Origin of the sequence: Coprococcus sp. RTP21204st1_G4_RTP21204_210225 (assembly GCF_040915385.1) — a bacterium.
GTDB classification, from domain to species: domain Bacteria; phylum Bacillota; class Clostridia; order Lachnospirales; family Lachnospiraceae; genus Allocoprococcus; species Allocoprococcus comes.
Window position 1 is genome coordinate 26,051 of the sequence record NZ_JBCPDP010000008.1, and the last position, 20,318, is coordinate 46,368.

The following is a 20,318-nucleotide window of genomic DNA, read 5'->3' on the forward strand; positions in this document are numbered from 1 at the left end:
GAGAAAAATATGTCAGAAATCAGATTTTCATCAAAGGAACACGAAAGGTTTTTTTATCAGATGTTAGCAAAATGCGGAAAGCACGACAGTTATTACAGTTCATTTTTCTATTGTGTGGGAATTTCTGAAGATACCAGAAATCATGTTGACCGCATGTTTGATTTTAAGGAGCGTTTGATTAAACCGGAAGCACTGCATGAAGGGTGGCAGACAGGCGGTTCGGCACGATTGACGAGACTGGCATTTAACTTGTGGAATGGATATGTGGAGAAAGGAGAAGAAAGTCTGTCTACCCCATACGAGATGTTTGATTGCGGTCATGCACCATATTTTTATGAAGCAATCCGCATAAAGTATCCAGAATACTGCCGGGAACTTCCACAGGTGAATAAAAAAGAAACTAATCATGAACGCTAGATAAAGATTCAAATGGAGGAAAGCGATGGATCGTAAGATAAAAACACGCCAAGTCCATAAGGATATTAAAGTATTAGATAAGACGGTTACGGTGACAGACCATGTCAAACATTCCTATGTCAGAACAAAAGAAACTGTCATGCAATCGACGGAGAAATCCAGTGATAGAGAGAATAATCCGGTAGGTTATGCAGAAGATGCGGCCAGCGAGTATGCTGACCGCATCTTTCACGAAACAGGGCATCAGGTACGTAGACAGGCAGGAAAGATTATTGAACGGAAGAAAGAGAAAGTTTCTGTTTCTTTGGCAGGCGAAGAAACAGTTTACCAGCCGAAAGAACAAATCCGACCAGTACCGCCTTCAGGCGGGGAAAAGGCACAGGAGCAGGGAAAAAAACTTGCTGTAAAAAAAATCAAGACTGTTGAGCGGGATAAAAGAACCATTAAGACCGGGAAAGCATCGGAGCAGGTTGTAAAGAATACCGGAAAGGGTACCATCAAGACATCTGGAAAATCAGTCAAGACTGCAGAACAGACGGCAAAGACCAGCATTAAGACATCGGAGCAGACTGCAAATGCTTCTGTCCGGGCAATGCATTATTCTATGAAAAAAGCAGAAAAAGCAGTGCAGACAGCAAGGCAGACTGCACAGAATACCAGGATTGCAGTGAAAAAGACAGAAAAAGCGGTAACACATGCAATAAAAGCGTTGATTGAAGCTACAAAAGCATTACTGAGTGCATTGACTGCAGGTGGTTGGATTGCGGTTATGATTTTGATTATCGTCATTTTATTTGGTGGTTTTCTATGCATGACAGGTGGGGATAATTCCAGTACGGTTTCTTCCGTCAGTGCAGAAGTAGAAGCATACGAACCACTAATCCGGCAATATGCAAACCAGTATGGCATTGGAGAATATGTGGAACTGATTAAAGCGATTATGATGCAGGAATCCGGTGGGAGAGGACTTGACCCGATGCAGTGCTCAGAGGGCAGTTTTAATACAAAATATCCCAAACAGCCGAATGGAATTACTGATCCAGAGTATTCGATTTCTTGTGGTGTGCAGGAGATAAAAAGTTGTCTGGAACGTGCAGGAGTAAAAAATCCTCTGGATATGGAAAATATTAAACTGGCATTGCAAAGTTACAACTATGGAAATGGATATCTGGAATGGGCGAAAGCCAGAGGTGGATATACCCTTGCAAATGCAGCAGAATTTTCCGATATGATGGCACAGAGAATGGGGTGGAGCAGTTATGGGGACAAGCAGTATGTACCACATGTGCTTCAGTATTATGCATTTGGAAGAATCCCGACAGGTATCGGCAATCAGGCAATCGTTCAGGTGGCAGCATCGCAGGAAGGGAAAAGTGGGACAACTTACTGGAGCTGGTATGGATTTGGAAGGCGGGTAGAGTGGTGTGCCTGCTTTGTGTCCTGGTGTGCAGACCAGAGCGGTTATATTCAGAGTGGAGTCATTCCGAAATTTTCTCTTTGTTCGGACGGTGTGAAGTGGTTTGAAAGTAAAGGTAGGTTCCGTGACGGAAGTTATACCCCGGCGGCAGGAGATATTATTTTCTTTGATTGGGGAAACAATGGAACGATTGACCACGTTGGAATTGTGGAGAGTGTCAGCGGTGGAACAGTGAATACCATTGAAGGAAACAGTGGAGATAAGGTGGCAAGACGGAGTTATAGTATTGGAAGCAGTAACATCTATGGATACGGTGTTCCGGCATATTAAAAGGCAGGAGAAAGAATATGATAGTCTAATATTGAATCCGTTGTATACAATTCCTAAAAATAGACTTGACTTCTAAATATTACAGGTGTAAGATTTAGAAAAATAAAATAATTAGAAGAAAGGGGTATCTATGAAAAGAAAACGGAAAAAGCAAAGCACCCAAAAATCTTACACTTGTAAGATTTTTGGGCTGATAGTGGCTATAACAGTAATTGCTGTTTCAGGAGGTATTTTATTAAAAAGGACTATAACGGAATCACCAGAAAATACACTTATGGAATATATGAACCATATTGAAAAAAAGGAATATGAAGTAATGTACACTATGATAGATTCAGATGAAAAAGTTTATCTGACAAAAGAAGAGTACATACAACGAAATTCTAAGATATACGAGGGAATAGAGGTCAGTGACATCAAAATCAGTCATGTAACTGTGAAAGAGAAAAAAGCAGATACAGTTACGCTTTCGTATGAAACATCATGTAATACAATTGCCGGAACAATACAATTTGACAATATGGCAGAACTGAAGAAAACGAAACAGGGATATAAATTAGTATGGCAGGATAGTTTGATTTTTCCAGATTTAGAGAGTGATGATAAAATAAGTGTTACTACATCAAAAGCGGAGAGAGGAGAAATATTAGACCGAGATGGTAAAATGCTTGCAGGAAAAGGAGTAGCAACATCAGTTGGCATTATACCGGGAAAGCTGGAAGACAGGAATGTATCTATTGAAAAAATAGCGGAGTTATTAGAGATAGATGTAGAAACAATAAATAACAAACTCACAGCAAAGTGGGTAAAAGAAGATTCTTTTGTACCAATTGAAACTATTCCAAAAGTAGAAGAAATAGATTTAATGAAAATACAGCCAGAAGAAAAGACACTTGAGGAGCAGGATTGTCAGAATAAACTTTTGGAAATTCCAGGGGTTATGCTATCAGATGTGGAAGTTAGAACCTATGAGTTAGGGGAAGCAGCAGCTCATTTAATTGGTTATGTACAGTCTGTAACAGCAGAAGATTTGGAAAATCATCCAGGGGAAGGATATTCAGCTGAAAGTGTAATCGGAAGATCTGGGTTGGAAAAGTTATACGAAAAGCAATTAAAAGGAAAAGATGGTTGTGATATAAAGATTTTGGATAGTGATGGGGAAGTAAAAGAGGTTCTTGCAAGTATTTTTAAAGAAGATGGTATGGATATAAGATTAACGATAGATTCCGATTTGCAAAAATCATTATACGAGCAGTTTAAAGAAGATCCGGGGTGTTCTGTCGCAATGAATCCTTATACGGGAGAAGTATTGGCTTTGGTAAGTACCCCATCTTATGATAATAATGAATTTATACGGGGCTTATCATCAGAGAAATGGACATCATTAAACGAAGATGAAAAGAAGCCATTATATAATCGTTTTCGTCAAGTATGGTGTCCTGGCTCAACATTTAAACCAGTTGTGGCAGGAATTGGGTTGAAAACGGAAAGCATAGATCCAAAAGAAGATTTTGGAAATGAAGGTTTGGCATGGCAGAAAGATTCGTCTTGGGGATCTTATCAAGTGACAACACTTCATGAATATGAACCGGTTATTATGAAAAATGCAATTATCTATTCTGATAATATTTATTTTGCAAAGGCAGCTCTTAAAATTGGTAGTGAGAATTTTATGAATACTTTAAATGAAATAGGATTTAATCAGAATATGCCGTTTGAGATTGCGATGCAGGAATCAACATATTCCAATACAGATAAAATAGAAACAGAAATACAATTGGCAGATAGTGGTTATGGGCAAGGGCAGATTCTTGTAAATCCATTACATCTGGCAAGTATTTATACTTCATTTTTAAATGAAGGGAATATGATAAAACCGTATTTGAAATACAAAGAAGAAGCATCCGGTGAAACATGGATAGAAAATGCGTTTAGTAAAGAAAATGTAGAAGAAATTATGCAAGGGGTGGAAGGTGTTGTAAATGATCCGGAAGGAACCGGATATGCTGCACATCGTGACGATATTTTGCTGGCTGGAAAAACAGGGACAGCCGAGTTGAAGGCAACGAAAGAAGATACTTCTGGCAAAGAAATCGGGTGGTTTTCGGTGTTTACGGCAGATAAAAGCGTGGACAAACCAATTCTTCTTATCAGTATGGTTGAGAATGTGAAAGGAATCGGTGGAAGTGGTTATGTTGTTAAAAAAGATGCAACAGTATTGGATGAGTATTTTGAAGAATAAAAAAATTTTTATGAGAAATTATTACATATGTAAGATATTTGCGATGATATTGATAGTTCTTATTGTTTTTACAGGGTGCGGACAAAATCGAATTACGGAAAAAGAAGAAAAGAAAGAAACCGTAGAATCTGAAATGAATGCAGAAGTAAAAAAACAGCGCAAACTTTTCGGTCTGTTTATATGAAGGAGAAGTCGGAGTTAAATACATTAAAGGTGAAAAGAAAAATTATCAATTGTCTGGAAGAAAAAGGATATGCGGCAGTAGATTGTGATAATCAGATCGATATGGTCAATCGTGAAAAAGTAGAAGAATTTTGCAAAGCAGCGGAGAAAGAAGAACAGGCAACAGTAGATATTGTACAACCGAACAGAGATTCGCTACAATATTAATATTTCTGGTGATAAGGAGATGGGAAGATGAGACAATGTATGGATGCAGATAATCTGCACCGAAGACTGAAGAAAATAATCGGACAGGTTCAGGCAATCAGATGTACTGGTATCACTGGCATTAATTGCATCAGTCTGTATTGGTGAAAATTTTGCAGCAGGCGAGGTCTTTCTGGTTCAATATTCCATTAAAGCGGCTTAAGAAGGTTATGGTTGTAATGGCAGCCGCCAGGATATCACTGACTGGTTCTGCAAGGAAAACTGCAAATACCTTATCAGATAAAAAGAGCGGCAGGATAAAGATCAGAGGGATCAGCAGGATCAGTTTTCGCAGGCATGCAAGAAGCAGACTGATTTTTGCCTGTCCGAGTGCCATAAAACTCTGCTGGCAGCTTATACTCCCGGAAAGCAGGAGACAGCCAGAGAAGATTTCAATAACAGCAGAAATTATGTATAATTATGTTGTAGGTACAAAAATAGTGTGACAGCGAGGTAGAGAAAATGGAAGAGCAGATAAAAAAGATTTATGAAAAGCAGAAAAATGGACGCATCAGGATGATACGGAATGTGCTGTTGATTTATGCAGCATTGATCTGTGTGGTGAGTATTTTCAAAGGAAATCCGTTCCCGCATCAGGAGACAGTACTCTTTTTCGATGTAAAGCAGCCGGGCTGGGTCACGACAGATCCCTGGCTTCTGTGGATTTGCGTGGTGGTTGATCTGATTGCAGGTATATTCATTTTAATCAGGGACATTCTCAGAGACTTTTCAAAAATTGACCGGATTCTGTCACAGCAATGTGATGCAGAAAAATATTCAGAAATGCTGGAAGAGTTGATAAAGTACGGAAAGAGCTTGGATTATCATGGATTTCAAAAAAGTGTCATGCTGATAGCTGAGTCTAAATATGTAGTTGCACTGATCATAAATGGGCAGTTGCAGAAGGCAGAAGAGTATATAAAGAATGAATGGGAAGGAAAAAGAGAGGGACGTTCCTGGCAGCAGGTCATGACGAATCTCGAACTGTCGAAGAAATATCAGGAGAAAGATGCGGCAGGTTATTCGGCTACATTAGAAAAAGCAGGGAAAGTATATCAAAAGAATCCACTGTTTATGGCAAAAAATTTGATGCTGAAAGGTGAAGATGAGGCAGCAGTAAGATTACTGAAAAATGATACGGAAAAGCTGCCTTATTATGAGGTTACACGCAGATTCCTGCTGGGAGTATGTTACTACCGAATCGGAAAAGAAGAGCAGGGAAAAGAATGTATGGAATATGTAATTGGGCATGGAAATACGTTGAAGTGCAAAGAAGAAGCGGAAAAATATGTAACAGTGTAAGTAAGGATGTTCCTTAAAATGACAGGGTAACAAAAATGGAGAAGATATAGAGGATGGTAATAAAATAGGATATATCGCACATAAAGATGGTGAATCTGGAGTATACAATTCCTGAAAATAGATTTGAGTTTTAAATATTACAAGCGTAAGATTTAAGGAACAAAAAAATTAGAAGAAAGGAATCGGTGGAAGTGGTTATGTTGTTAAAAAAGATGCAACAGTATTGGATGAGTATTTTGAAGGATAAAAAAATTTTTATGGGGAATTATTACATATGTAAGATATTTGCGATGATATTGATAGTTCTTATTGTTTTTACAGGGTGCGGACAAAATCGAATTACGGAAAAAGAAGAAAAGAAAGAAACCGTAGAATCTGAAATGAATGCAGAAGTAAAGAAAACAGCAAAAACTTTTCGGTCTGTTTATATGAAGGAGAAGTCGGAGTTAAATACATTAAAGGTGAAAAGAAAAATTATCAATTGTCTGGAAGAAAAAGGATATGCGGCAGTAGATTGTGATAATCAGATTGATATGGTCAATCGTGAAAAAGTAGAAGATTTTTGCAAAGCAGCAGAGAAAGAAGAACAGGCAGCAGTAGATATTGTTGTTGTATTTGATGAAGGGGAAATTATACAATATCATTTAGAGTCAATGAATGGAAAGATAAATGTTCGGTTATGTCAGGTTAAATGGAAGGATAATAGTCCACAGGCTAATTATTATGATGAATATGAAGCATATGAGTGGAAATATACAGAAAAAGGATACTTGTTTCTGGAGGAATATCATCCACCGGGATTTGATGGAGCACCGGGTGAAACTGGATTCAGAGTGCAGCCATTAGATAAAACATGCCGGGAATTGAATCGAAAATATGTTATGCCGTTGGGGTATGCACTTAATAATCTGTTGATTACAAATTGGGATAACCAGAATTATACGGAACTTGATTTTTATGATCTTTATGAAAAAATGTATTATATGAAATATGGAAAGCAAGTTCCATATGAAGCAAATTGTGGTGGAGCAGAATATGAAGTTCCAGAAGATGAGTTTGAAGAGGTTATAAAGACCTATTTACCATTTAGTAATACCGAGATTGAAAAAGGAACTTTTTATAACTCTGATAATAGAACTTTTAGATACAGACCGCGAGGGTTATATGATTGTGAATTCCCATATGAGCCATATCCGGAAGTTATCTCATATGAAAAATTACAAGATGGAACATTAAAACTTACGATAGAAGCAGTATGGGAAATCAGAATGTTAGATCAGGCAATCACCAGTGAATTGATGATAAAACCTATGGAAGACGGAAGTTTCCAGTATTTATCAAATAAGGTAATCAAGTCAGATCAAAATGCAAATGCAGGGTGGTATATGCCAAGGTTAACAGAAGAAGAGTGGGAAGAGAATTACAGTAATAATTAGGGGGCAATATGAAAAGAAAAAGTATTTTGTTAGTACTTTGTATAGGAATGATTCTGACTTCCTGTGAAAGTAAGATATCGTTAAACAGCACAGATGTAAAAAATGAGAAGAATCAGAAAAACACTACCATGGAAAATCCGGATAAGGGATATAATCTACCAATCGATGAAGACAAGAAAAAGGAAGCTGTGAACGATTGTGAAGAAATTATGGGCATTATCCGAGATATTTATTCTGAATATAATGGAATACAAGAAGCAGATCAGAACACTGCTGAGCAAATGATGAATCGGATGAAAGAAATTATCAAACAAAATGGGAATCCGGTCATTGGTTCCGATCATTATTCTGTTATGGATAATTATCAGAAGATGGAACAATTTTTAAAATCTGCAGAACAAGAAGAAAAAGGAAGTGTAATTTTATATGAAGCAGATACAGATGGTGGAATTACCAGAAAAGAATATAGTTATGATGGAAAAGAAATGAGTGTGATGTCCGCAAAAATGATCTGGAGTGAGGATACAGAGCCTGTACTTACATACATATCGCTATCAAAAATAAAAGAATGGGCATATACTGAAAATGGGAATTTCTGTTATGAATTATGCGTACCTGAACCACCGGAAGTGACAGAGATTGTAGATGGAAGTTGTATTATCCGGGTAAAGCCCTTGAGTGAGGAGTGTCGGGAATATTCAAAAAAATATGTGAGTACGTTCGGCTATCAGGGAAACAATCTGTTATGTTCAAACTGGAATGCGGAGGATATGCAGGGGTTGGATTATAATGGACTTTATGAATATTTTTATCAAATGAAATATGGAGAAAAATTTACTGCAGAAAAAGAGGTTGTGGGAATTCCAGCAGAAGAGTTCGAAAATGTAATTATGACATATCTTCCTGTTACAAAAGAAGAATTGAAAGAATGGGCGGTCTACGATGAACAAAGTAATATGTTTATCTGGGAACGATTGGGATGTGGTAATTATTCACCAACACATTTTGGCTTGTCTTTACCGGAAGTAACAGAAGTCAGGCACAATGAAGATGGAACCATTGTTTTGACAATTCATGCAGTATGTGATTCTGTTGTATGTAATGATGCTGTTATTACACACGAACTTACGATGAAAATTCAGGATGATGGAACGATTCAGTATGTTGGAAACAGGATTTTAGATAATGGTATTGATAATATACCGAGGTATCAGTACCGGTTAGGTAATTTGCAGAATTGATCAGTAGAGAAGAATGAAATAAAGAGAACTGATAACAGGAAATTATGCTATCAGTTCTCTTTATTTATTTCCAAATACCAAGATTAGAAAGTACAGATTCTGTTATTTCGGTAGCCTGACTTCCAGTTGCACCAGAAGAGGATTGAATATTTGTTGCGAAGTAGTAAGTATTATTCGCTGTTTCAATGTATCCGATAAACCAGCCATTGACATCTTTACCATTGACACGCCCGGTTCCTGTTTTCCCGTAAAGAGAACCGGAAGAATTAGTGGAAAGCAGCAGGGCTTTTTTTACTGCCTGGATATTTTTACTGTCAAAATGAAAATTATTTTGATAGAAATCCTGTAACAATTCCACCTGTTCTATGGGTGATATCTTCAGAGAGAAATCTGTCCAATAGAGATTTAGATTTGTTCCAGTATTCTGATTCCCATAGTTTATTGTCTGTAAAAATGTTCTTACGGCTTCAAAACCTGCCTGTGAATCAATTGCCTGAAAATACCAGTTTACGGAATTCTGTATAGCCGAGGTTAAATCTTGATCGGCTTCCCATGAATTAAAAGGATATGGTTCTCCATTCCATGTGAAAGTGGAATGTTCTGGTGTAATAATTCCAGATTCCAAGCCAAGTAATGCATCATATATTTTATAAGTCGAATTCGGTGATACACGTGTGGAAGCATGATCCATATTATAAATATTCCATTTATCAGCAGACTGATTATATAAAACAAAACTTCCGGTGTAGTCCCCAAAATTGGAAGAAAGATTTAGCTGAGTAATATTCTTTTCGGTTATGTCAAAATGATAACCAGTCTGATCAGAAGCATAAACAGAAAGTATGGGAATGCATCCAATGATGATAGTAGAGACGAATATGCATATAAGATATCCACGAATTTTTTGTTTAAAAGTAGGTTGGTGGAATGATGCAATATTTAAAATGCGTCCTTTTAACTGTTTTATATTTCCGCTGATTCCCATAGTAAGAGGGAATGGAGACAGAGCTATTGTTTCGGCAAAGTTAATCAGTGTATTTCCATATGACTTGTATTCTGTTTCTTTCAATAATTGTAATACAGCACTGTCGCAGGCAAGTTCCCGTTCCTGCCGTATTCTTTTTAGAAAATACCAGATTAGGGGATTGAACCAGTAGAAAACATTTACTGTATTTATCAAATATCCAATTAGAATATCTTTATGCTTGTAGTGCTGCAGTTCATGAAGAAGCATATATCGAATATCAGTTGAGCTTATAGTTCCAGCGTTAAAATCTGAAATCAAGTGAATTGGAAGATAAATGCGAGGATGCAGGAAACCAGCCAAAACAGGAGATTTCAAAAATGCTGTACTATAAATCGGAATGGTATGCTTGCTGTTCACTTCGTTTAAACATTCTATATAAAGAGCGTTTAGTTCTTTATTTTGAAGAGGTAAAGCAGAACTATATAAGGCTTTTACTTGTCTTACTGAGCGGTAGAGAAGAAAAAACATTATGAATATACCGATACTCCAGAAAAATACAAGTAATGTGTGAATAAAAGTTGGTATTTGGGTGCTGACAGAGACAGCAAAATCATTTATTTTATCCAAATTATAACCATTACCAGAAATAAAAGTGGTTTGAATGTCACCATTGGTACTTGAACTGGCTGTCAGCAAATGGCTCCACGATATAGAAGAGGGGGTAGAGTTTATTGGTAAAAAGGGAACAATTAGAACGGCAAGAAATATAATCGAAAGATTATATTGCATACGTGCGGATAATTGTCTTTGCAATAAATTTTTTAATCCCAGTAAACTACCTAAAAAAATACAAATGATGGCATTACACAGTAAAAATCGAAAACTAAAATATATCAAAATATGCTCATCCTCCCATGGTTAATGATTGGAAAGAAGATTCCGTAAGCTGGCAATGTCTTCTTCAGACAATTTATCATCCTCAATGTAAGAGGCAAGCATAGAAGTGATATTACCATTATAATATCGCTTTAAAAAAGAATTACTTTCCTGTCGAATATATTCGTCTTCCTTGACCAATGGAGTATAGACAAAAACCCGGCTTTGTTTTTCATAGGTTAGTGCTTTTTTAGAAACGAGACGTTTAATCAATGTCTGAATTGTTTTAGGACTCCAACTGGAAATTTGTGTTAATTTTTCAGTAATTTCATTGGTGCTGATTGGTGCGTATTTCCAAACGATTTTCATAACTTCAAATTCAGCTTCTGAAATTTGAGGCAGATTGCTCATGTGATATTCCTCCAAATCTTACATATGTAATAAAAATATTATATATCTTAAAAGGTTATTCTGTCAACGAAATAAAAACTTGACTTTAAATCTTACAGATGTAATAATAGATAAAAATTACACTTGTAAGATTTAGAATATGAAAGGTTTTTATAAAATGGGAAGGGTAGTTGTTGTAACATTTGATGAAAATGAGGAAGAAAAATTAAATGAATTATTACATTTTCTGTCTGCTAAAAAATACTCTGAGATGCCTGGTAAACAAAATAGGGTACTTGATTACGGAGCATTAAAAATAAATGCGGAATATCGTTCTGTAGAAAGTAATGGTGAGCTGGTTCAATTGACGAATTATGAATTTGAAATATTATATTTGCTGGCAAAAAATCCAGGACGGATATTTTCAAAGGAACAAATATATACACAGGTGTGGAAAGAACCATATTATGGGGCAGAAGATAATGTTATGGGCATAATTCGGAGAATCAGAAAAAAGATTGAGCCAGATTCTGCAAAACCAAGATACATTTTAAATGTATGGGGTATGGGATATAAATTTAATGGTGAATTGATGAAATGATGGAATATAAAATTGGGCATAATAAGTAAAGATACCAAAAAAAGCAGGAGAAATTTTTATGGAAAATGATATTTGGAATGAAATATCCTCTTTTTTGAACCAGTTGCGTTGTGAGAATATAAACAGAGAAAGTTATATCTATTTCCAAGAACTTGCAAATATTCAGTTGAAGAAGAAAATGGAAAAAGAAAAGGTGAATAAACTTCTCGATCATATAAGTTATGAGGACAGGGAGAAGTTGAAGCAATATGGAGAAATTTTGGAAGAAGAAGCGTTTGTGTCAGAACAAAGGGCATATTGTCAAGGATATGTAGATTGTATTCAGTTATTGGCTGGTTTAGGACTCTTGAAAAAATCGACGGATATGGAAAAAATAATTAGCGAGATGAAAAGCAATTAAGTGTGTCGTGGAGGGAAATGTAGTATTTGATAGATAATAGGATGTTCGTAAAGAAGAAACAGTTATGTTATATCAAGTTGTAATGATATAGCATAACTGTTTTTAACATATGGTAATAGTATTTATTCCACTAATTTTAAATATCGGTAATTATCAGCTATTTATCGGTATTTTACAAGTTTTATTTTGTATCATTAGTAGTGTCTACGTTAGAAATAAAAGGATTAGAATCTAGCAGAGCTGTCGTAGTTGCAAGAATTACCTGTAACTGATAATCATTGCACTGATTTAAGAGCCGAAGAATCTGATCATATGTAGAATTATTTTTATTCTGATTTGGATAAACGTAGTCATCAGCAGAAATATTTAAAGTCTGCATGGTTTTACAAAATAATTCCAGACTGGGACCGCCTTTATGGCGTTCGAGGTCTCCAAGATAAGCCGCCGATATTCCGAGTTTTTCAGCAAGAGCTTCTTGTGTTAAATGCATTTCCATACGCCCTTGTTTTACTAAAGTGGCAAATAATGTTTTTGGAATATCCATGTTTATATACCTCCATAAACTTAGTGTATTACCCTAAATTTGAAAAGTGAAAAGGGTGTAACATTAGAAAAAACACAGGGTATTACCCAATGAATGAGAAAGCATACAAATCTCTTTCGGTTAAAAAAAACAGATTCCGAAAGAGCAGTATTTGTATGCTTATTTCTTTTCCGGAATCTAACCGGAGAAAATATGGTTCTTAGCAAGAGTTCAGCTAAAAAATTCTGTTCAACAGAAGGTATTCAATTAAAAAAATCTCAACAATTTCATTAGTAAATGTTGGAATTGAAACTAGGGTAAGAGCCAATAATGAATCCAGGGTAATAAAATATCGAATTAAATGCGTCCATAGGAGTGAAATCTGTCAGGGCGTTTTTTGTTACCTAAATATTGAGAATGAGCAATTCAAAATAAGGGCGATTGTTCGTATTCATGCCCCGCCTACTGATCTGAATTCAAAAAAATTCAGATCGGAGGAAAAGAAAATGACGGGCAATCACCCAAAAAGAAGAAAAGATAAATACAACCCATATGAAATCTATGAGAAGGACGGAAAATATTATGTTTCATTTCGCAATGGTGAAAAAGAGTACAAGAATTTGGAAATTGGAAAGAGTGTATATGAGGCTTTTAATACGTTTGAATTGCAGGATGTGTCGCATATGAATGTTGTGGACAGGCATTTGGAACAGTCAGAAATCTGGGATTCCAGTTTATATGAACGGATATTTCAGAAAGAAGAAAGTGTAGAGGATACGGTTCTGAATAAACTGGAAGCGGAACGTTTACATAGTGCAATTCAGCAGTTGTCGGAAATTCAGAGAAGACGATTGATGAAGTATTATTTTGAAGATAAGAATTATGAGCAGATTGCACAGGAAGAAGGCTGCTCTTTTCAGATGGTAGCAAAGTCTGTAAAAGCAGCAATCAGAAATTTGAAAAAGATTTTGAGATAGTGGGTTGAAAAATAGCGTTTAAGTGAGGAAACAGGTGGAAAGAGAAATATTCTGATCTACCTGTTTCTTCTTTTGTCACGAAAAGACTGGGGAGCGGGACGAACCTTGACAAATTCATATACATTCATCAGACACATTCCTGTTGTTATTGTGATGAGCGTAAGCCACATTAACAAATACGCCATAACACAGGCTGGGTAAAGACAGCGAAATCCCACCCGTATACTTCCTTTTGGTTTCAGTTTGTATTACCCGGACTGTGGAGCGAAAAATATCTGGTTATAACTGTCAGATTGCTTCTGGCAGGGCGATGACAGACAACAGGCATAATGATACTCCTGTCCGGTCATAAAGTCGTGTATACAAAATATTTCTTTGATGCCGCAACAAGTGAGGGCAGCTTCAGGAGATCCCTGGAGAGGAAAAATCCTAATCCCATATATTTATTTTAAATAAAATCCTGTGGAGCTGATCAGCAGTCAGCCGTCTGATGATTTCCCAATTACAAGTCGGGGCGTCGGGGACAAATAGGCTTGTATTTTACATATTTAGGGATAACAACAGTTAGAAAGACGAGAGGAGATATAGCAAAGATGGAAGATAGGAACGTCAAGCGTGGGGATATTTATCACGCCGACCTTGATCCTGTATTTGGAAGTGAACAGGGCGGTTATCGTCCGGTGCTGGTGATTCAGAACAATATAGGAAATAAATACAGTCCGACAGTGATTGTGGCAGCAATTACTAGTAAAGAAAAAATGAAACTGCCAACACACATTGCAGTCCCGGAAATGGAAGAGTTAGAAAAAGATTCTGTAGTGCTGTTGGAGCAGCTTAGAACTTTAGATAAAAGACGGTTGGAAAATTATGTGTGCACCTTAGACCGCACTGAAATGGAGAAAATCAATAAAGCAATCAGGAGAAGTACCGGGATACCGAAGATAATTGAAAAACCGTTAGTCGTGAGCCTGTGCAGAGTATGTGCAGGCAATTTTTATGATGTGCCGGGACATTATATCCGGAGGGTGAATCCGGAACAGCGATATAAGGATACTTGTATGTTTTGCAATATCAGAAAAGGATATGACTATTATATAGGAAAGAAGCGAGTGTGAGGGTAGTATATGGAGCAAGAAAAGGTACTTTTAAATGTAGAAGAAACAGCAGCTTACTTGAATCTTGGGATGACGAAAACTAGAGAATTGATGAGAGAAAATGAAAAAATATTTGTTGTTCGAATTGGCAATCGTAATTATGCACATAAGATCTTACTCGATAAATGGCTGTTGGCACAGGTCAGAAAGTAAGTCAAGAATGCGAAACAAAAATTCGCATGTTTGTTTTGCACGTTTATGAATGGTAATTTGAAGGAGCAACAGATAAGAAGTTTTTCAGGAGGAAACAATTATGGCAAAAGCATTACCAAGAGGAGTTAGAGAGAAGAACGGTTCATATGAAGCAAGAGCGGTTGTAAACGGAATTAGAATCAATTTATATGGAACAGATCTAAACGAACTGATGGAAGAATTTGAAAAGGCAAAAGAAAATGCCAGGGATACATTGGATTATAGAAAAACCAGAATCACATTGAATGAGTGGTTTGAAGAATGGTTTTCAGAGGTAAAGCAACACCGGGTGAAGGAAACGAGTATTGCACCGATGAAAAATAATTTCAAAAGAACATTTGGCTTTTATATTGGTTCAATGAAGTTGAAAGATATTAAACCGTTGGATGTTCAGAGAGCATTAAATGCAATGGAACAGAATCATGTATCGCACAGTGCAATGCGAGAAGCATTGGGACGTTTAAGAGAATGCTTAGATTTTGCATTAGGAAACCAATTGATTAAAGTAAATCCATGTTTGATTGTAGAAGTACCATGGACATTTAAACAATCAAAAGAAGAAATTGCATTAACCCAGGAAGAACAGGACAATTTCCTGAGTGAGATGGAGGATAGCTGGTATAAAGAAATGTTTTATTTCATGTGTTTGACAGGTGTCCGAGTTGGAGAACTTGGTGGAATGAAATGGAGCGATATAGATTTTAAAAAGAAAGTAGTTCGCGTCAGACGTTCCTTGAGTTGTAGTTATTATAATGGAGAAAAGAGAATGATGCTTGTAACTCCTAAAACGGTAAATTCAATCAGAGAGATTCCGTTTTTAGGAGAAATGGAAGAAATATTAAAAGCTCAGAAGAAAAAACAGAATAAGCTAAAAGAGGAACTGGGCAGTCGCTGGAGAAGTACGGATGATTTAAAAGATTTGGTATTTACAACAGGTATGGGAAGTCTCTGCGTCAGATATGTTGTAGAAAAAGAAATTAAAAAGGCTTTAAAGAGAATGAGAGAAAAAGAAGGAGTTCTGGCAGTACAAGAAAATAGAGAACCCAGAGAAATCAGGGACTTCCATCCACATAGTTTACGACATACGTTTGCTACAAGATGCTTTGAAAAGAAAATGGAACCGAAGGTTGTCCAGAGGTTGATGGGACATTCGAGTATCAGCATCACATTAAACATTTATACACATGTCTTGGATAATATAATGGAAGAAGAAATTAAGAAATTTGGAGTGGCGAAGACACAGACACCGGAAGAATATTATAATGAAGAAATCCGAAAAGTTAGAATTTCAGCGATGAGTCATTGTTGATTATAAAGTTGGGGAACAAAATACTCCCCAACTTTATAAAAAAGATTCCCCAAATGAGAAAAAATGAACCTGAAATCAAGCAACAAATATTCAAAAACATTCCCCAACTCAAAAACTTGGGGAACACAAAAAATCATCAGTTAGATAGAGATAGAAATTTCTTGAAAATGCTGATAAATACATAGCTGTATTATATATAAGTAGCAATACAGGAGGAATGTAATTACAAAGTTCACAAATCAGGCTGGGAATGTAATTCAAAAGTCGCAAAACAGATGAACGCATAATCTTACAGTTCGCATAAGAATTTGAACCGTATGATTATCATGTAAATCAACGAAAAACCTTGAATTTCCTATGAAAATGGGATGATTCAAGGTTTTTTTGCGTTGCCAAGCATGCGACAAAAAGGTCCGGTGGACCTTTTTTAGTGTTGGGGAATAAATTTTGACTTATCGTAAATTATCGCTATTTATGCATGAAATTGGGTAAAAGTTGGGGAGTGAGTTGGGGAATTTCAATTCCCCAACTGGCGTGTGAAACTTCGCCTCATTCTTCTGAAATAAGTAGGCGAAGATTGCCTGTTTTAATTTGTTAGATTCTGTTCTTGCAAGTACGAGGATTTCAACAGTGAGTATGTCGTGATGCTTAATCAGGCAGAGCCGGACAGAGCAAAACTGGCCACACTACTAAATATCTCCACAGAACAGATGGGATATATGCGGTGAAGAGTTGAAGGTTATAGACAAAGTTACGGAACGATCGTTGTGGGGAGATTATTTATGTAGAAATAAAAGAACGAAAGTTCAGTCAAAAGATTATATGACACAGAAATGAACGAAAATTTAAGAAAATCTAAATAGTATTTCCAACTGTTTTCCAGTATACTGAAACTATGATTGGATATCGGAACGCAAGTTACGGGGCGATGGTATTGTGCGATAACTTAGAGGGACAAATTGGATCTGGAAAGTGCTGCGGGTTCCTTATTGAGGCAATGGAGAGGAAACTCAGGAATCGTGGAAGGTTTTCCTGAACACGATTCCCGCTTTCAGAGGTTCCTCGGAATGGTTTGCCGAAGGGAAGCCGCAGCACTTTCCATATACACTTTGTCGGACTAACTTCAACAAACTTTTACACCTTAAAAGTAGAATGATGAGGAGGGAATGAAAATGAATGTAAATGGGAATTTCAAAGACAATCTGAAGGGGAAGAAAAAGGTGATTTTTATTGTATGCTTTATTTTTGCAGTCGCTCTGATTGCCGCAATCCTGCACATGGTTTCAGGAGGGGAAAAGGATTCCGCGAAGAACATCTACTACGCGGATAAGGTCAGCGTGATCACCGGAAACGGAAGCGGAACCGTGAACCGCTTTGCAGGCGTTGTGGAGGCGCAGGATACTTTGAAAATCTCACTTTCAGAAGGACAGAAAGTGAAAGAGATTTTCGTGGAAAAAGGGCAGGAAGTGGAGCCTGGGACGAAACTCTTTGAATATGATACAGAGGAGCTTGCGATGACACTGGAGCAGGGGAATCTGGAACTGGAGAAGATAGGGAACAGTATTTCCAATCTGAATTCACAGATTGCGGCCTTAACGACAGAGAAAAAGAATGCACCGGCAGGTGAGCAGCTTTCTTATACAACGCAGATCCAGGAGCTGCAGACGAATGTAAAACAGGAAGAATATAATTATAAAGTAAAAGAACTGGAAGTGAACCGGACGAAGAAGAGTCTGGAATCATCCACGGTGACATCCACGATTGCAGGAATTATCCAGGAGATTAATCCAGATCCTGGTTATGATGATTACAGTGGAGAAAAGCAGGCATTTATGAGCATTCTTTCTACCGGAAAATACCGAATTAAGGGAAAAATCAGTGAACAGAATATCGGTGAGCTTCAGCCGGGAATGGATGTGACGGTGCGGGCAAGGAATAACCAGGAGGAGATCTGGAGGGGATCTGTGGATGTGATCGACACAGAAAAACCGGAGAGCAGTTCACAAAGCGAGATGTATTCCGGTTCGGATTCTTCTGCCCGGGCAACTAAATATTCATTTTATGTAACGCTTGAAACCAGTGATGGTCTGATGCTGGGACAGCATGTATATATCGAGCCTGGAACCGGAGTAAATACAGAGGGATTACATCTGATGACTGCTTATATTGTAGATGCAGACGGGAAAGAGCCTTACGTTTGGGTAGCAAATAAAAAGGACAGACTGGAAAAGAGAAATGTAAAGCTTGGTGCTTATGATGAGGAGCAGGATACATGGGAAATCACAGAAGGACTGAAAGAGACGGATTACATTGTCTGGCCGGATGGAGAATGTAAAGAAGGAGCAGCCGTTCAGAAGAACGAAAATGTACAGGCAGGAGGCATGGAAGAGGGGGAATAAAGGATGACTTTTCAAAAAAGAAATAAGAAAAAAATTCTTCAGATCGGGATTGCTTTGGTTGTCTGTGTATGTTTCATTGGAGGCGGCATTATATTTGCAATGAAAAAAAGTGAAAAAGCGGTCAAGGTTGCACCGGTAGCCAGTATGAGTAATGGTGGATGGTATTCAGAATCGGATATTTATGATTATGCGAAGGTGCAGGCAGGTGCGAGCCAGGACATTTACCATGATGATACCCTTACGATCAAGGAGATTTATGTCAAATCAGGGGATACGGTGAAGATCGGCGATCGTCTGGTTGCCTATGATACTACGCTTGCAGGACTTGAGCAGGAAATGAAGCAGATGGAGATTCAGGGGATTGAACTGAATATTCAGAATCAAAAGGCAGAATTAGAGCAGCTGAAAAATGCAAAGATTGTTTCGTCTGTTGAAAGAAGCCAGGATGAGCTGCGGAAAATGACTGCAAAAGGAACCAGACCTGGAATAATACGGACTGCGGATGCAAAGAAAAATGAAGGGGAAAATCCGGATACTTCCGAAAATCCTGAGCAGCCGGAGACACCAGAAAATCCGGAAGGACCGGAAAAACCATCAATCGGGAAGCCGTTTCCGGAAGAACTGAAGGATAAGATCATTTATAAAGAGATTACAAAGGACGCTGCTCCTTATAATGAAGATGGAGATGGAACAAAAGAAAAGCCGTATCGCTATCTTTGTGCGCCGGGAGCAACGGTAAATGCGGAGTTCATGCTGAAAATGCTGGAAGAGAGGGCAGTCTGTATCTTTGATGTAGTGGATCAGGAGAAGGAACCGACGCTTCTTTTATACTCCTGGACGCTGGACGGAAAGACCGGACAGGTGATAAAGCCCGAAAATCCGGAGCAGCCGGGGACACCGGAAGAGCCGATAATTCCGGACGAACCGGATAACCCTGGTGGATATGAAGAACCGGATCCAGGAGACGCAGATGGAATGATCAGGGAAGAGCAGGCAAAGCAGATCCAGGAAAAAGAACAGAAGATCAAGGACCTGGATCTGGAAAAGCGAACAGCGCAACTGGAATTGAAAAAGCTGGATAAAAAAGTAAATAATGGTGTTGTAAAGAGTACAGTAGAGGGAACGGTAAAATCTGTACTTGACGAAGAAGAGGCAAAGCTGGAGAATAAACCGGTTATATCTGTGACCGGAAAAAATGGTTGCTATGTAATCGGAGGGATTGCCGAAAGCAGCTATGATAAATTAAAAGAGGGTATGACTGTGATGGTGACTTCCTGGAATACGGGGAACTCTTATGAGGCAACGATCACCAGTATCGGTAATTCACCGGTTGAAAGTATGAAGAGCAGCGAGAATCCTAATATGTCCTACTATCCGTTTACTGCAGTGGTTGAGAAAGATGCAGATCTTTCATCTGGCGAGGGTGTCAGTATTTCCGTAGACGGACTTTCGGGTGACAGTGGGAATTCGATTTACCTGGAACGGATGTTCATAAGAGAAGACGGAAACCGCTCCTATGTATACAAGAAAGGAAAACATGGAAGGCTGGAGAAGCAGTATGTAGAGGTTGGAAAAAATATGTACGGTTCCATTGAAATCGTTTCCGGACTTACCATGGAGGATGAGATTGCATTTCCGTATGGAAGAAATGTAAAAGAGGGTGCGAAGACAAAGACAGTGGAGTCACTGTATGATTATAATTAATGAGGGGGTGAG

19 protein-coding genes and 2 pseudogenes are annotated in these 20,318 nt (G+C 37.7%); 17 read left to right on the top strand and 4 right to left on the bottom strand.

Annotated elements, in window-relative coordinates:
* The first annotated feature begins 9 nt into the window (after positions 1-9).
* The 6 genes and pseudogenes from AB5213_RS09125 to AB5213_RS09150 all read left to right on the top strand — a co-directional run.
* A complete protein-coding gene (locus AB5213_RS09125; protein ID WP_055290354.1) occupies positions 10-417 on the top strand; it encodes a DUF6075 family protein in 408 nt (135 codons plus the stop codon).
* Between the two features lie 25 nt (positions 418-442).
* Positions 443-2,164 (top strand): lysozyme family protein, encoded by a 1,722-nt coding sequence (locus AB5213_RS09130; RefSeq protein ID WP_368276619.1) that lies wholly within the window; start codon positions 443-445, stop codon positions 2,162-2,164.
* A gap of 130 nt (positions 2,165-2,294) precedes the next feature.
* Entirely contained in the window at positions 2,295-4,406 is a 2,112-nt protein-coding gene (locus AB5213_RS09135) for a penicillin-binding transpeptidase domain-containing protein (protein WP_055181110.1), read from the top strand.
* A complete protein-coding gene (locus AB5213_RS09140) occupies positions 4,387-4,590 on the top strand; it encodes a hypothetical protein (protein WP_055181107.1) in 204 nt (67 codons plus the stop codon). The genes AB5213_RS09135 and AB5213_RS09140 overlap by 20 nt, the downstream gene beginning before the upstream one ends.
* Complete coding sequence (locus tag AB5213_RS09145; RefSeq protein ID WP_055181106.1) at positions 4,587-4,796, top strand: DUF6070 family protein; 210 nt, start codon at positions 4,587-4,589, stop codon at positions 4,794-4,796. The genes AB5213_RS09140 and AB5213_RS09145 overlap by 4 nt, the downstream gene beginning before the upstream one ends.
* 27 nt (positions 4,797-4,823) lie before the next feature.
* Positions 4,824-4,895: pseudogene (locus tag AB5213_RS09150) on the top strand (metal-sensitive transcriptional repressor); the annotation flags it as partial.
* Positions 4,896-4,926: 31 nt separating this feature from the next.
* On the opposite strand, the pseudogene AB5213_RS09155 reads toward AB5213_RS09150, so the two are convergent.
* Positions 4,927-5,193, bottom strand: a pseudogene (locus AB5213_RS09155) (hypothetical protein); the annotation flags it as partial.
* A 104-nt stretch (positions 5,194-5,297) separates the two neighbouring features.
* On the opposite strand from AB5213_RS09155, the gene AB5213_RS09160 reads away from it, so the two are divergent.
* From AB5213_RS09160 to AB5213_RS09170, 3 genes are all read left to right on the top strand, one after another.
* Entirely contained in the window at positions 5,298-6,137 is an 840-nt protein-coding gene (locus AB5213_RS09160; RefSeq protein WP_368276620.1) for a hypothetical protein, read from the top strand.
* Positions 6,138-6,517: 380 nt separating this feature from the next.
* On the top strand, positions 6,518-7,573 hold the full coding sequence (locus AB5213_RS09165) for a DUF6070 family protein (RefSeq protein WP_368276621.1): 1,056 nt from the start codon (positions 6,518-6,520) through the stop codon (positions 7,571-7,573).
* Between the two features lie 8 nt (positions 7,574-7,581).
* Entirely contained in the window at positions 7,582-8,814 is a 1,233-nt protein-coding gene (locus AB5213_RS09170; protein ID WP_005610830.1) for a DUF6070 family protein, read from the top strand.
* A 64-nt stretch (positions 8,815-8,878) separates the two neighbouring features.
* Here the strand turns inward: AB5213_RS09170 and AB5213_RS09175 are convergent, their stop codons facing one another.
* Both AB5213_RS09175 and AB5213_RS09180 read right to left on the bottom strand, forming a co-directional pair.
* Complete coding sequence (locus AB5213_RS09175; protein ID WP_368276622.1) at positions 8,879-10,678, bottom strand: BlaR1 family beta-lactam sensor/signal transducer; 1,800 nt, start codon at positions 10,676-10,678, stop codon at positions 8,879-8,881.
* A gap of 21 nt (positions 10,679-10,699) precedes the next feature.
* Positions 10,700-11,068, bottom strand: coding sequence for a BlaI/MecI/CopY family transcriptional regulator (locus AB5213_RS09180; protein ID WP_005341664.1), 369 nt, complete (start codon positions 11,066-11,068; stop codon positions 10,700-10,702).
* A gap of 157 nt (positions 11,069-11,225) precedes the next feature.
* Here AB5213_RS09180 and AB5213_RS09185 point away from each other — a divergent pair, with 157 nt between their 5' ends.
* Both AB5213_RS09185 and AB5213_RS09190 read left to right on the top strand, forming a co-directional pair.
* On the top strand, positions 11,226-11,648 hold the full coding sequence (locus AB5213_RS09185) for a winged helix-turn-helix domain-containing protein (protein ID WP_028087872.1): 423 nt from the start codon (positions 11,226-11,228) through the stop codon (positions 11,646-11,648).
* A gap of 58 nt (positions 11,649-11,706) precedes the next feature.
* A complete protein-coding gene (locus AB5213_RS09190) occupies positions 11,707-12,048 on the top strand; it encodes a hypothetical protein (protein ID WP_006428643.1) in 342 nt (113 codons plus the stop codon).
* Between the two features lie 181 nt (positions 12,049-12,229).
* On the opposite strand, the gene AB5213_RS09195 is transcribed toward AB5213_RS09190, so the two are convergent.
* Positions 12,230-12,592 carry a helix-turn-helix domain-containing protein gene (locus AB5213_RS09195; protein WP_006428642.1) on the bottom strand — a complete coding sequence of 121 codons (363 nt, stop codon included), beginning with the start codon at positions 12,590-12,592 and terminating at the stop codon, positions 12,230-12,232.
* Between the two features lie 485 nt (positions 12,593-13,077).
* On the opposite strand from AB5213_RS09195, the gene AB5213_RS09200 reads away from it, so the two are divergent.
* The 6 genes from AB5213_RS09200 to AB5213_RS09225 all read left to right on the top strand — a co-directional run bounded on the left by AB5213_RS09200 (position 13,078) and on the right by AB5213_RS09225 (position 20,306).
* Positions 13,078-13,548 carry an RNA polymerase sigma factor gene (locus AB5213_RS09200; RefSeq protein ID WP_368276623.1) on the top strand — a complete coding sequence of 157 codons (471 nt, stop codon included), beginning with the start codon at positions 13,078-13,080 and terminating at the stop codon, positions 13,546-13,548.
* Between the two features lie 593 nt (positions 13,549-14,141).
* Positions 14,142-14,663 carry a type II toxin-antitoxin system PemK/MazF family toxin gene (locus tag AB5213_RS09205; protein ID WP_173790466.1) on the top strand — a complete coding sequence of 174 codons (522 nt, stop codon included), beginning with the start codon at positions 14,142-14,144 and terminating at the stop codon, positions 14,661-14,663.
* Positions 14,664-14,672: 9 nt separating this feature from the next.
* Positions 14,673-14,855 carry an excisionase gene (locus AB5213_RS09210; protein WP_064786977.1) on the top strand — a complete coding sequence of 61 codons (183 nt, stop codon included), beginning with the start codon at positions 14,673-14,675 and terminating at the stop codon, positions 14,853-14,855.
* 100 nt (positions 14,856-14,955) lie between these two features.
* Positions 14,956-16,203: a tyrosine-type recombinase/integrase gene (locus tag AB5213_RS09215; RefSeq protein ID WP_368276624.1), complete on the top strand. Its 1,248-nt coding sequence runs from the start codon at positions 14,956-14,958 to the stop codon at positions 16,201-16,203.
* 1,172 nt (positions 16,204-17,375) lie between these two features.
* Positions 17,376-18,602 carry an efflux RND transporter periplasmic adaptor subunit gene (locus AB5213_RS09220; protein ID WP_368276625.1) on the top strand — a complete coding sequence of 409 codons (1,227 nt, stop codon included), beginning with the start codon at positions 17,376-17,378 and terminating at the stop codon, positions 18,600-18,602.
* Positions 18,603-18,605: 3 nt separating this feature from the next.
* Positions 18,606-20,306 (top strand): HlyD family secretion protein, encoded by a 1,701-nt coding sequence (locus tag AB5213_RS09225; protein ID WP_368276626.1) that lies wholly within the window; start codon positions 18,606-18,608, stop codon positions 20,304-20,306.
* Positions 20,307-20,318: the final 12 nt, after the last annotated feature.